Here is a 13088-nt window from a genome sequence, read left to right on the forward strand (position 1 = left end):
TATAAGTAAATAGGTTAAATCCTCTAATCCTGTAAGTTCAGAGAATAGCTGACAGGATTTTTTGTTGAAGAAAAAAGTCTTTTCTCTTTAGTTATAAAAAGGAAGAGAGCTTCCAAATAAGTTTGAAATATTTTTCTTTTTTGTTGATTTTTCTTTGCTCTCGTTTTTGCCTTATGCTATAATACATTCTATAAAAACATGATTTAAAAGGTAGAGTTTAAGCCGTTTCAGGACAGTTTAAATCCCTTTGGATCAAAAAGGAGAAGCACATTATGGGAATTGTTATTCTATTAGTTGTCATCTTTTTAGCTATTTTATTGCTAATAAGTTCCATTTATGTTGTTAGACAACAATCCGTTGCCATTATTGAACGCTTTGGTCGCTACCAAAAGACAAGTTCAAGTGGTATGAACTTCCGTATTCCTTTTGGAATTGATAAAATTGCAGCGCGTGTTCAATTACGTTTGTTACAAAGTGATATCGTCGTTGAAACAAAAACGCAAGATAATGTATTTGTTACGATGAATGTTGCGACACAGTATCGAGTAAATGAAAATAATGTTACAGATGCCTATTACAAGCTGATGCGTCCTGAGTCACAAATTAAGTCATATATTGAAGACGCTTTGCGTTCTTCTGTTCCTAAATTGACCCTCGATGAGCTCTTTGAAAAGAAAGATGAAATCGCACTTGAAGTTCAAAAACAAGTGGCTGAAGAAATGTCTACTTATGGATACATCATCGTTAAAACATTGATTACAAAAGTTGAACCAGATGCAGAAGTTAAGCAGTCCATGAATGAAATCAATGCTGCTCAAAGAAAGCGTGTCGCTGCTCAAGAATTGGCTGAAGCAGACAAGATCAAAATCGTTACTGCTGCTGAGGCTGAAGCTGAAAAAGATCGTCTACACGGGGTTGGTATAGCTGAGCAACGGAAGGCTATTGTTGATGGTTTGGCAGATTCTATTAAAGAGTTGAAGGGTGCTAATGTAGAGTTGACGGAAGAACAGATTATGTCTATTTTGTTGACCAACCAATACCTTGATACACTGAATAATTTTGCAGATAAACAGGGAAATAATACAATCTTCCTGCCAGCAAATCCTGATGGAGTTGAGAGTATTAGGACTCAAATTTTATCTGCCTTAAAAGCTAAGTAAAAGTTCTCAGAATATTCTGAAATATTTAATTTCCGTTTACTATCTTGTTCTTATTGACAAATCAACTAAAAAGCTTTAGAATTAAATATCGATAATAATTAGATAGGAGAACGAAATGGCAAAAACAAGTTTTGAAAAAGTAGAAGCAGTCGTAGGCTGGGTTCGTGAAAAAAAATTAACAGGTTACCGTATCAGTAAAGAGACAACAGCCCGCGAAATGTCTATTATTGCCCTAGCTCAAGGTCGTGCTCAAGTTAAAAATATCTCATTTGAAACAGCTCTTAGTTTGATTGACTTTTATGATAAAAACCACGATAAGTATGAAGATAAATAAGGAGTAGGTTTGTCCTACTCCTTTGTTTATTTACACAATAACAAACATTTTTCTTCAACTGTTTTTAAGGTTACGTGTTCGTTTGTAGATAAAAGTTTGGAGAAATTATCCAATAAGTCTAAAAATGAATGGCTTTGTCTTTAAATTAGATATTCAAAATGCAAGTTATTTGAAAGTTAAATAGTTTGATTTAAAAATGAATAAAAACACAGAATGAATATTCGCCATTCTGTGTTTTTTAGTTGGTCAGTCAGTTAGTACTCAACAAGTATTTGTTAAGATTATTTAAGATAGCGTTGAAGGAATTCTTTTGTACGTTCTTCCTTTGGCTGTGTAAAGATAATTTCAGGCTTACCTTCTTCAGCAATGACTCCTTTGTCCATAAAGATAACTCGATGCGAGACATCTCGAGCAAATTCCATTTCATGGGTAACTACGATCATGGTTAGGCCTTCTTGAGCCAATTCTTTCATAATCTTTAAGACTTCTCCAACCATTTCAGGGTCCAAGGCAGAGGTCGGTTCATCAAAGAGAATCGCATCTGGATTCATGGATAAGGCGCGAGCGATAGCGACACGCTGCTTTTGACCACCTGACAATTGTTTGGGTTTAGCTTGCCAGTATTGTTCACCCATGCCTACTTTTTCGAGATTTTCTTTAGCAATCTTCTCTGCTTCAGATCGTTCGCGTTTGAGGACAGTTGTTTGGGCAACGATTGTATTTTCTAAGACATTTAGATTTTCAAATAGATTGAAAGATTGGAAAACCATTCCTAATTTTTCACGATAGTGCGTTAAATCATAATTTGGTTCAAGGACATTTTGACCTTTGTAAATGATTTCTCCAGCGCTAGGTATTTCAAGTAGGTTGATAGAGCGAAGGAAGGTTGATTTCCCGCTTCCGGAGCTTCCAATAATGGAAATAACTTCCCCTTTGCGTACGGTGAGTGAAATGTCTTTTAGGACTTGATTTTCACCGTAGGATTTTTTCAAGTGTTTGATTTCTAAAATTGTTTCTGTCATGGTTTCAATTCTCCCGTCTGCATTTGATTGGCTCCGGTGGTGTAGCTATCAGTATCAAAACGATGCTCAACGTAACGAAGGATTCGGGTTATAGTAAATGTCAGAACAAAGTATATAACGGCGATGATGGTGAAGGTTTGGAAATACTTGTAGGTTTGAGTCGCTATGGTATTTCCAGAGAAGTAGAGCTCTACTACAGAAATAACATTCAGTACGGAAGTGTCTTTAATATTGATGACAAATTCATTCCCTGTAGCCGGGAGAATGTTGCGAATGACCTGTGGTAGGACGATTTTTCTCATGGTTTGTCCGTGAGTCATGCCAAGAGCAGTAGCGGCTTCAAATTGACCTTTATCAACAGCGAAAATTCCTCCACGTACGATCTCGCTCATGTATGCACCAGTATTGATGGAAACAATAAAGATAGCGGCGATTGTTCTGTCGATTGAAATGCCAAAGGCTTGGGCAGAACCGTAGTAGATGACCATGGATTGAACAATCATTGGTGTACCACGGAAGATTTCGATGTAGACGTTTAGGAACCAGCCAAATAGTTTTTGTAAAATTGCAAGAGCTTTATTTTTTGATGTTGGGGCCGTACGGAAAACTCCAATTAGAAGTCCAATCAATAAACCTGTGATGGTTCCTGTGATAGAGATGAGTAAAGTTAAGCCCGCGCCTCTAAGAAATTGAGGCCAATTTTCTTGCCAAATCTTTGTGACTTCTTTTAAAAAGTTTTGTTTTTCTTTGGCAGGTGTTTTTTCTACAGGCTGTTTCTTGATCATCTCATCCATTAACTTCACTTGGTCTTGAGAGCTAATTTTAGAGATCGCTTCATTGACTTTTGCCATTCGTTGATCATCTTTTTGCATCCCAATTGCGATGGAAGCATCTTCTTTTCCAACCTCGAAGCCTTTTTTGAATTGAATCATCTTAAAGGATGAATTGGCTGCTTCTGCTGTCAAAGCTTCTGGACGTTCAGAGATGTAGCCATCTATCACTCCAGATTCGAGGGCTTGGCGCATTTGAGCAAAATCCCCCATTGCAGTTTCTTGTTTAGCTCCCTTGAGTTGCGAAATCAGATTGTAGAGGTAAACTCCTTGTTGGGAGGTGATTTTAGCTCCCTTAAAATCATCCAGTGTTTTGGCTTGGGCATACGCTCCATTTTTTTGGACAAGAACAACTGGTTCGCTGGTATAGTAACTGTTAGAGAAGGCAATTTCTTTCTTTCTCTCTTCAGTTGGGCTCATACCTGCAATAATCATATCGATCTTTCCGGAGGTCAAAGCGGGAATTAATCCATTCCAAGATGTTTTAACAATGAGGGGCTTTTTCCCAAGTTCTTTTGCGATTTTTTTTGCCACTTGAACATCGTAGCCATTGGCATATTGGTTGGTGCCATCTATTTTGACAGCGCCGTTTGAATCATCGTCTTGGGTCCAGTTAAAGGGGGCATAGGCAGCCTCCATTCCAATTCGAAGGTATTCATCCGCCTGAACAATCTGGCTGGCGCCAAAAGTCAGCAGAATCAAAGATAAGATGCTAAAAAATATCTTTTTCATGGGTTCTCCTATCTATCATGTTAAAAAGTAAGTTCTTTCTATTGTACAAGAAAATGTCCTTCTTTTCAATCTTAGAAAGTCTCTATAAGAAAAAAATGATATAATGAGATGAAAATGAAGCCGAGGAATTGATGCTAATTGAATAGTAGGATAGCTGACCTCCTAGCTTCTTTTCGATAATAATTCCTGAATGTGCATGAGGATAAGTGGAATTGGCAGTATATAAAGATGCTTCCGAGGGAAGTGCTAGTGATGATGTTGAAGGAATAGAATGGAGAATATACGTGAAAAAAAGATTACTATTCATTATATCCATCTTGTTTTTGGTGACTTTACTGATACCTTTTAGGGGTAAGGCGGCTGAAATTGACAGTCGAATTGAACAATACAATGGGAGATTGGAAGTCCATCAAGACAATACAGCAACTTTTATCGAAGAAGTGACCTATGTCTATGATGATCCCTACAACGGTCAATACATTACCCTAGGGCAGGCGGGAAAGGTGCCCTCGAATTTTGAAATAGAATCTAACCCTGTGGTAGAAATTGAGACGAATGGCAAAACTAAGGAACCGCAAAGTATTGAGGAAGTACCGATTGAAGACGGGAAAAAGCTCAAGATATATAATTCTGGAAATAGTGGGGACCGAGTTAAAATCAAAATTACTTGGCAATTAAAAAACCTTCTTTTTCTGTATCCGGATGTAGCTGAGTTAAATTGGATTCCAATTTCTGACTGGGAGGTTGGGATGGATCATGTCTCATTTGTGGTCACCTCTCAGCCGGATTCTAGTGCTCGCTTGGTTGCTCATACTGGTTTTTTCAAAAAAGATCCAGAAGTAAAGAGAATTGAAAATGGTTTTGAAGTAACTTTGGATTCTTTAGGAGCTAAACACCATTTTGAACTTCATGGTATCTGGGATCGGTCGCTTTTTAGTCAATCATTAACCAATGACGGTGGTATTACAAATCGACGGGCTGGTTTTGAAAAACAGGAGCAGGATATTGTTCGCAAAACAGCCTTTTATCAGAATTTGATTTATAGGATACTTCCAGTGGCTATTGTGGTCATTTTTGTAGTTTCTATATACTATTTAATCCGGTATTTTAAGACGACTCGTCAAAAAACAAGCTTTTCGGATCAGGCTCGACTTTATGAAGTTCCACAAGATCTTCCACCCATGCTAGTAGCTCTAAATATCTATGATGTAGATATCGAAAAGGTAGGGCCTGTACAAGGCAAAAAGGGGCGTCTATTATTTTCTAACTTAATTCAGGCGACCTTACTTGATCTGGTAGATAGAGGAAATCTCAAATATGTGACAGAGGGACAATCTCATCGCTTAGAGATTGTGCATTATGAAGGGATGGCAGGTTTTGAGTTGACTTTTGTGGAGATGGTATTCGGTGATGAGAGCTCCGTTGAACCAGACACGATGTTTTCTGCCTATCAGATTGACAAAAAAATTCTCAAAGGAGTTAAGGATAAGGACGACGAGGCTGAGGTTCGTAAGGAAGGGAGCGATAAAAGATATCGTTTTATCAAAGATTTACGCAAATTATCAAATGATATAAAAGAAGAAGAACAAAGACTGGGCTTGCATCCGCATTTTCGTAGTCTAAACAAGGAAGAAGAAAAAATGAGGAATCGTGGTTGCTTGCTCTATCTCTTGGTTTTTCTGCTACTAATGTTTTCTTTAATTGGATTTGGTTTCCTATTTAGGGAGTTCTTTTGGCAATATTCTTTGGGATTTTTGCTGGTCTTGATTATTGGAATTCCTTTGAATGCTTTTGTGACCAAACGTAGCGATAATCTCCTGAATGAGGATTACATTGATGAAGTGGTGGAGTGGCGGAGTTTTGCCAATATGCTTCGCGATATTGCTAAATTTGATAAAACAGAAGTTGAGGGTGTGATCCTTTGGAATCGTCTGTTGGTCTACGCTACTCTTTTTGGTTATGCAAAACGAGTCAGCAAGGTGATGAAAGTCCAAGATATTCATCTAGAAAATGAAGAGCTAGAAAGATTTGTTTTGACGGATCAAAGTCTTCATTTTGCGGGTGGTGTTGACCTGCTAAATTCCTATGTTCAAACCGCCAGTTCAGCAAGTACTTTCTCCATATCAAGTGGAAGTGATTCAGGCGGTTTTGATGGTGGTGGCTTCTCTGGTGGAGGAGGCGGAGGGGGCGGAGGCTCCTTCTAGAAATTCCCCAGTGACACAGTTTTTAATTGAATTTTTTATCGATGTTTTTTATAATTTTTAAAGTATAAAAGTAAATTTAGGAGAAAAGATGTTCTTCATTGAGATTATAAAGTCCGTTATTTTTGGAATTATCGAAGGGATTACAGAATGGTTGCCCATTTCTAGTACTGGACACCTGATTCTGGTTCAAGAGTTTATTCATTACCAAAAGCAAAATGCTGCTTTTATGGAAATGTTCAACGTGGTTATCCAGCTGGGGGCTATCTTAGCTGTTGTCTTCATTTATTTTGATAAGCTCAATCCTTTTAAACCGGATAAAACCCCCCGCCAAGTTCAGAAAACATGGCAACTCTGGGCTAAAGTAGTAGTGGCTTCCTTGCCAGCAGTTATAATAGGAATTCCACTTGATAACTGGTTTGAAAAGAATTTCCATAATTTTGTTTCTGTAGCAATTATGCTGATTATTTATGGGATTGCCTTCATTCTTATAGAACGACGTAATCAGGAAGTAGAGCCAACTGTGACGAATATAGAGAAGCTTCCTTACAAAACAGCTCTCTACATAGGTTTCTTCCAAGTTTTGTCCCTCTTTCCAGGGACTAGTCGGTCAGGAGCAACTATTGTTGGTGGTCTTTTAAATGGAACTAGTCGTTCTGTTGTGACAGAATTTACCTTTTTCTTAGGAATCCCAGTTATGTTTGGGGCTAGTGGTATTAAGGTTCTGAAGTTTATCCTAAAAGGAAATAGTCTTGATTTGGGTCAATTGACTCTCTTGCTGGTGGCTATGATTGTGGCCTTTGGGGTAAGTATGTATGTCATTCGATTCTTGACAGATTATGTTAAAAAACATGATTTTACCGTGTTTGGTAAATATCGGATTGGCCTAGGCACTTTATTGCTTGTTTATTGGGTTTTTAAGGCCCTATTTGCAAAATAAACTGAAAGAGTTGGGATACCAGCTCTTTTCTTTTGAAATCAAGAAGAAGACTGACTTTAACCTTTGAAAAACATAGGGGAATTTAGTATAATGGAAGGACTAGTATGTACGAGGTAGAACAATGGAAGTGAAGCAAATTAGTGAATCAACAATTAAGATCACCATCAAATTAGAAGATCTAGAAGAACACGGCATGGAGATGGCAGATTTTCTTGTTCCTCAGGAAAAGACGGAGGAATTTTTCTATACCATTTTAGATGAACTTGAAATGCCAGAAAGTTTTCTAGATAGTGGAATGTTGAGTTTTCGGGTGACTCCAAAGCCAGACAAATTAGATGTTTTTGTCACAAAATCTAAAGTAGATAAAAATTTGAATTTTGAAGATTTGGCTGACTTGCCTGATATGGACGAACTGTCTCAAATGACTCCGGATGAATTTCTAAAGACGCTTGAAAAAAATATCTTTGAAAAAAGCCGTGAAGATATAGATGCTGTTCAAATGCTGGAAAAAGCAGAAGAGGAAGATGCATCTGAGCCAGAGGAAGGGCAAGAACAAGATCGCTATATTTATTATATCTTGCGTTTTTCTGACTTGAAAAATCTGATCGCTTTCACCAAGACTATCCACTATCCAGTTGATACATCAGAGCTATACAAGATGGATCAGCACTATTATTTGACTATTCTAGTGGATATTGAAGGTCGTCCGAGTCGTTATCCTGCCTGGCTTCTGGCAGCAATGCGTGAACATGCTGAGGACACAGACACGACGAGAGCCCTTCTTCAAGAGCATGGTCACTTGTTGATTGTAACAGATGCTGTGCAACATCTTCAAAAGGTAAACTGCTGATGGTTACATTTCCTTTGAAATTTATTATGGTCTTGCTGGGCACCTTTTTTATCGGTATCTTGTTGACGCCTTTGGTTCGTATTTTGGCCTTTAAAATTGATGCAGTTGACTATCCTAATGCCCGACGAATTAATAAAAAGCCTATGCCTAGTGCAGGTGGCCTAGCGGTCGTTATAGCTTTTTCTATCACAAGTTTAATCATGATGCCAACCATTGTGCAGGTGACTTTTCGTGGAGAAACTTATTTCGATTATATTTGGCCAGTTGTCCTAGGAGGTGGAGTGGTAGCCTTAACAGGTCTGATTGACGATGTAAAAGAGTTATCTCCTTTGCCTAAGTTGCTTGGAATTGTTGTTGCTGCTTCTTTGATTTGGCTCTTGACGGATTTTCGCTTAAATGACTTTAAAATTCCTTTCGGTGGTCCTCATCTCTTTTTCCCTCCTTGGTTATCCTTTATTTTAACCTTGATTTGGATTGTATCTATTACAAATGCGGTGAATCTTATGGATGGGTTAGATGGTTTGGTTAGCGGTGTATCAATAATCTCCTTGCTGACAATGGGAGTTGTATCTTATTTCTTCCTGCCTGACCATAACTTATTCTTAACCCTGACAATTTTTGTCTTAGTAGCTTCGATTGCAGGCTTCTTCCCTTATAATTACCATCCAGCAATTATATATGGTGGAGATACTGGAGCCCTTTTTATTGGGTTTATGATTTCGGTTCTGTCTTTGCAAGGTTTGAAAAATGCAACGGCTGTTGCTGTGGTGACGCCTATGATTATTTTAGGTGTGCCGATTGCGGATACTTTCTTGGCGATTGTCCGCCGGACTTTATCTGGTCAAAAATTCTATCAGCCTGACCGCAATCACTTGCATCACCGTTTGCTTTCTTTAGGCTTGACTCATAGAGGAACGGTTTTGGTGATTTATGGGATTTCGTTGATTTTTGCTACAATCTCTCTATTACTCAATATTTCAAGTCGAGTTGGTGGAGTACTTCTAGTTATTGGTTTGCTTTTTGGAGTAGAGTTGTTAGCAGAATTGATTGAAATTTTAGGACCAAACCGTACACCGCTTTTAAAGATTATGCGGTATATTGGAAACTCTTCTTATAGAGAAGAAGTGCGTCGACGTTGGAAGAATAAAGAACATAAATAAGAACAATTCTAATCAAAATAAAAGCCTTTTGGGCTTTTTTTTGCTATACTAATGAGTGGAATACGATAAAGAAAGGAAAGGACGCAATGTCTGTATTAGAAATCAAAGATCTTCATGTTGAAATTGAAGGAAAAGAAATTCTCAAGGGGGTTAACCTTACCTTGAAAACAGGAGAAGTGGCTGCTATTATGGGACCAAATGGTACAGGTAAATCCACTCTTTCTGCTGCTATTATGGGGAATCCCAATTACGAAGTTACCCAAGGAGAAATCCTCTTTGACGGAGTTAACATTTTAGAATTGGAAGTAGACGAGCGTGCTCGTATGGGGCTCTTTCTTGCAATGCAGTACCCTAGTGAAATTCCAGGTATTACTAATGCCGAGTTTCTCCGTGCAGCTATGAATGCTGGCAAAGAAGACGAAGAAAAAATCTCTGTTCGCGACTTTATCATGAAGTTGGATGAAAAGATGGAACTGCTCAACATGAAAGAAGAAATGGCTGAGCGCTACCTTAATGAAGGATTCTCTGGTGGAGAAAAGAAACGCAATGAAATCCTACAGTTACTTATGTTAGAGCCAACTTTTGCGCTCTTGGATGAGATTGACTCTGGTCTGGATATTGATGCTCTTAAGGTTGTGTCTAAAGGGGTTAATGCCATGCGCGGTGAAGGATTTGGTGCTATGATTATTACCCACTACCAACGTTTGCTTAACTACATTACTCCAGATAAAGTTCATGTTATGATGGAAGGTAAGGTTGTTCTTTCTGGCGGTCCTGAATTGGCAGTACGCTTGGAAAAAGAAGGTTATGCTAAGTTGGCTGAAGAATTGGGCTTCAACTACAAGGAAGAAGTTTAGTCAAACACTCTTTTGACTTTGATAAAAGATAGGAGAATGACATGACTAAAGAATTAATTCAAGAATTTTCACAGTTGCACGCTGAGCCGGAATGGTTGGCTAGTCTCCGTCAGAAGGCTTTTGTCAAGATTGATCAACTGGATTTGCCCATTATTGAGCGGGTTAAATTCCATCGTTGGAATCTGGGCGACGGACGGATTTCTGACAGCGAGCCTTTGACCAGTGTGCCAGATTTCACGTCTCTTGGGGACAATCTCAAGTTTATCCAAATGGGGACTCAAACAGTCCTTGAGCAATTGCCAGCTGACTTGGCAGAGCAAGGGGTTGTTTTTACAGATTTTCACACGGCCTTAGAAGAGATTCCAGAGCTGGTAGAGAAGCATTTTATGTCTGCGGTTAAGTATGACGAGGATAAATTGGCTGCTTACCATACGGCTTATTTCAACAGCGGCGCAGTTCTTTATGTACCTGACAATGTTGAGATTGACCAGCCGATTGAAGGAATTTTTTATCAGGACAGCGAAAGCGATGTTCCTTTTAACAAGCATATTTTGATTATCGCAGGCAAGCATTCTAAGGTTAACTACTTGGAACGCTTGGAGACTTATGGTGAAGGAGCTGTTCCAGCGACAGCTAATATCACAGTAGAAGTCATTGCTCAGGCTGGAGCTCAGATTAAGTTTTCAGCGATTGACCGCTTGGGCCAAAACGTCACAGCCTATATCAGCCGCCGTGGTAAGCTGGACAACGACGCTATGATTGACTGGGCTATCGGTGTTATGAACGAAGGCAATGTCGTAGCGGACTTTGATAGTGACCTCTATGGCAAGGGTAGTCATGCGGATATGAAGGTGGTGGCTCTCTCAAGTGGTAAGCAGGTTCAAGGGATTGATACCCGCGTAACTAACTATGGCTGCAACTCTATCGGAAATATCCTGCAGCACGGGGTTATCCTGGAAAAAGGGACTTTGACCTTCAATGGTATCGGCCATATTATCAAAGGCGCTAAGGGAGCAGACGCCCAGCAGGAAAGCCGGGTTCTCATGCTGTCTGACCAAGCACGATCAGATGCTAATCCAATTCTCTTGATTGATGAGAATGATGTGACGGCTGGTCACGCAGCTTCTATCGGCCAGGTGGATCCAGAAGATATGTACTATCTCATGAGTCGGGGTCTTGATAAGGCAACGGCAGAGCGCTTGGTCGTACGTGGTTTCTTAGGCTCAGTGATTGTGGAAATCCCTGTTAAGGAAGTTCGTGATGAAATGATTGAAAATATCGATATTATTCTCGCAAAAAGATAAAAAGCTGGGCCTTGGCCCGTGTAGTAGATAGGAGTCTTTATGTCTGGATTTAATGCAGAAGCAATCAAGCAAGATTTTCCCATTTTGGACCAAATTGTCAATGATGAGCCTTTGGTTTATTTGGACAATGCGGCGACAACCCAGAAACCCACGCGGGTGCTAGCAGCTATCGAAGACTATTATCTTAGAGACAATGCCAACGTCCACCGCGGTGTGCATACGCTAGCCGAGCGGGCGACGGCAGCTTATGAAGCGGCCAGGGAAAGAGTTCGTTCTTTTATCAATGCAGCTTCTAGCAGAGAAGTCCTCTTTACAAGAGGAACCACGACGGGGCTTAACTGGGTGGCTCAGTTTGCGGCTGAAAGGCTGCAGCCTGGTGATGAAGTGATGATTTCTATCATGGAGCACCATTCCAATGTCATTCCCTGGCAGGAAGCTTGTAGGAAGACCGGAGCCAAGTTGGTCTATGTCTATCTCAAGGATGGTGCGCTGGATATGGATGATTTCCGTGCCAAGCTCAATGAGCGGACAAAGTTTGTCTCTCTGGCTCATGCTTCTAACGTCCTTGGGGTTATCAATCCCATCAAGGAGATTGCCCAGTTGGTTCATCAGCAAGGAGCGCTTTTGGTGGTAGATGGGGCTCAATCCATTCCGCACATGAAGATTGATGTGCAGGATTTGGATGCGGACTTTTTCGCCTTTTCAGGGCATAAGATGGCAGGTCCGACGGGTATCGGCGTTCTCTATGGCAAGGAAGAATTGCTAGAGCAGATGTCGCCAGTTGAGTTCGGCGGCGAAATGATTGATTTCGTCTATGAGCAAGAAGCAACATGGAAGGAGCTTCCTTGGAAGTTTGAGGCCGGCACTCCAAATATGGCAGGAGCAATCGGTCTTGCGGCGGCTATTGATTATTTGGAAGACTTGGGTATGGATGCCATTGCCCAGCATGAGCAGGACCTGATTGCCTACGTATTTCCTAAGCTGCAGGCAGTGGAAGGTTTGACCATTTATGGTTCTCAAGATTTGGCCCAGCGCTCAGGCGTGATTGCCTTTAACCTGGATGGTCTCCATCCGCATGATGTCGCAACGGCTCTGGACTATGAGGGAGTGGCTGTTCGGGCGGGTCACCATTGTGCCCAGCCCCTACTCACCTATCTGCAGGTGCCAGCGACTGTGCGGGCCAGCTTTTATATCTACAATACCTATGCAGATTGTGACAAGCTGGTAGATGCTTTAGAAAAGACAAAGGAGTTTTTCAATGGCGCTTTCTAAGTTAGACAGTCTTTACAAGGCGGTTGTGACGGACCACTCGGCTCACCCCCATCATCATGGTAAGCTGGAAGATGCAGAGCAGGTAGTCCTCAATAATCCAACCTGTGGTGATGTTATCAGCTTGTCTGTGAAGTTTAATGCTGAAAATCAGATTGAAGATATTGCCTTTGTGAATTCTGGCTGTACCATCTCAACGGCTTCGGCCAGCATGATGACGGATGCGGTGCTGGGCAAGACAAAAGAGCAGGCGCTGGAATTAGCAGAGGTTTTCTCGCATATGGTTCAGGGCCAGGAAGACAGTCGCCAGAAAGAATTGGGTGATGGAGCCTTTTTAGCTGGTGTTGCCAAATTCCCGCAGCGGATTAAGTGTGCGACCTTGGGTTGGAATGCCCTCAAGCGAGCAATTGAAGAAGATAAAAAGTAAGA

The 13088-nt window shown here is 40.5% G+C and carries 12 protein-coding genes; 10 read left to right on the plus strand and 2 right to left on the minus strand.

Going from position 1 to position 13088, the window contains the following annotated elements; all coding sequences use genetic code 11:
* Nucleotides 1–272: 272 nt before the first annotated feature.
* Together HMPREF0847_RS06945 and HMPREF0847_RS06950 are read left to right on the plus strand one after the other, a co-directional pair.
* Complete coding sequence (locus HMPREF0847_RS06945) at nt 273–1160, plus strand: SPFH domain-containing protein (protein WP_008809642.1); 888 nt, start codon at nt 273–275, stop codon at nt 1158–1160.
* Nucleotides 1161–1275: 115 nt separating this feature from the next.
* Nucleotides 1276–1494, plus strand: a complete 219-nt coding sequence (locus HMPREF0847_RS06950; protein WP_008809641.1) for a capsule biosynthesis transcriptional regulator — start codon at nt 1276–1278, stop codon at nt 1492–1494.
* A gap of 281 nt (nt 1495–1775) precedes the next feature.
* Here the strand turns inward: HMPREF0847_RS06950 and HMPREF0847_RS06955 are convergent, their stop codons facing one another.
* Both HMPREF0847_RS06955 and HMPREF0847_RS06960 read right to left on the minus strand, forming a co-directional pair.
* Complete coding sequence (locus tag HMPREF0847_RS06955) at nt 1776–2516, minus strand: amino acid ABC transporter ATP-binding protein (protein ID WP_008809640.1); 741 nt, start codon at nt 2514–2516, stop codon at nt 1776–1778.
* The gene (locus HMPREF0847_RS06960; RefSeq protein WP_008809639.1) at nt 2513–4078 is read right to left on the minus strand and encodes an ABC transporter substrate-binding protein/permease; all 1566 of its coding nucleotides are present in this window, start codon (nt 4076–4078) and stop codon (nt 2513–2515) included. Before HMPREF0847_RS06960 ends, HMPREF0847_RS06955 begins: the two co-directional genes overlap by 4 nt.
* 212 nt (nt 4079–4290) lie before the next feature.
* Between HMPREF0847_RS06960 and HMPREF0847_RS06965 the strand changes: the two genes are divergently transcribed.
* The 8 genes from HMPREF0847_RS06965 to sufU all read left to right on the plus strand — a co-directional run bounded on the left by HMPREF0847_RS06965 (nt 4291) and on the right by sufU (nt 13086).
* Nucleotides 4291–6282 carry a DUF2207 domain-containing protein gene (locus HMPREF0847_RS06965; protein WP_020992752.1) on the plus strand — a complete coding sequence of 664 codons (1992 nt, stop codon included), beginning with the start codon at nt 4291–4293 and terminating at the stop codon, nt 6280–6282.
* Between the two features lie 88 nt (nt 6283–6370).
* Nucleotides 6371–7219 (plus strand): undecaprenyl-diphosphate phosphatase, encoded by an 849-nt coding sequence (locus HMPREF0847_RS06970; protein WP_008809637.1) that lies wholly within the window; start codon nt 6371–6373, stop codon nt 7217–7219.
* Nucleotides 7220–7340: 121 nt separating this feature from the next.
* On the plus strand, nt 7341–8069 hold the full coding sequence (mecA, locus tag HMPREF0847_RS06975; protein ID WP_008809636.1) for an adaptor protein MecA: 729 nt from the start codon (nt 7341–7343) through the stop codon (nt 8067–8069).
* Nucleotides 8063–9229 (plus strand): glycosyltransferase family 4 protein, encoded by a 1167-nt coding sequence (locus tag HMPREF0847_RS06980; protein WP_008809635.1) that lies wholly within the window; start codon nt 8063–8065, stop codon nt 9227–9229. The genes mecA and HMPREF0847_RS06980 overlap by 7 nt, the downstream gene beginning before the upstream one ends.
* An 86-nt stretch (nt 9230–9315) precedes the next feature.
* A complete protein-coding gene (gene sufC, locus HMPREF0847_RS06985) occupies nt 9316–10086 on the plus strand; it encodes a Fe-S cluster assembly ATPase SufC (RefSeq protein ID WP_008809634.1) in 771 nt (256 codons plus the stop codon).
* Between the two features lie 41 nt (nt 10087–10127).
* Nucleotides 10128–11390: a Fe-S cluster assembly protein SufD gene (gene sufD / locus HMPREF0847_RS06990; RefSeq protein ID WP_020992753.1), complete on the plus strand. Its 1263-nt coding sequence runs from the start codon at nt 10128–10130 to the stop codon at nt 11388–11390.
* Between the two features lie 39 nt (nt 11391–11429).
* A complete protein-coding gene (locus HMPREF0847_RS06995) occupies nt 11430–12662 on the plus strand; it encodes a cysteine desulfurase (protein ID WP_008809632.1) in 1233 nt (410 codons plus the stop codon).
* Nucleotides 12649–13086 carry a Fe-S cluster assembly sulfur transfer protein SufU gene (gene sufU / locus HMPREF0847_RS07000; protein WP_008809631.1) on the plus strand — a complete coding sequence of 146 codons (438 nt, stop codon included), beginning with the start codon at nt 12649–12651 and terminating at the stop codon, nt 13084–13086. Before HMPREF0847_RS06995 ends, sufU begins: the two co-directional genes overlap by 14 nt.
* Nucleotides 13087–13088: the final 2 nt, after the last annotated feature.

Source organism: Streptococcus sp. 2_1_36FAA (genome assembly GCF_000161955.2).
Taxonomy (GTDB): Bacteria; Bacillota; Bacilli; order Lactobacillales; family Streptococcaceae; genus Streptococcus; species Streptococcus gordonii.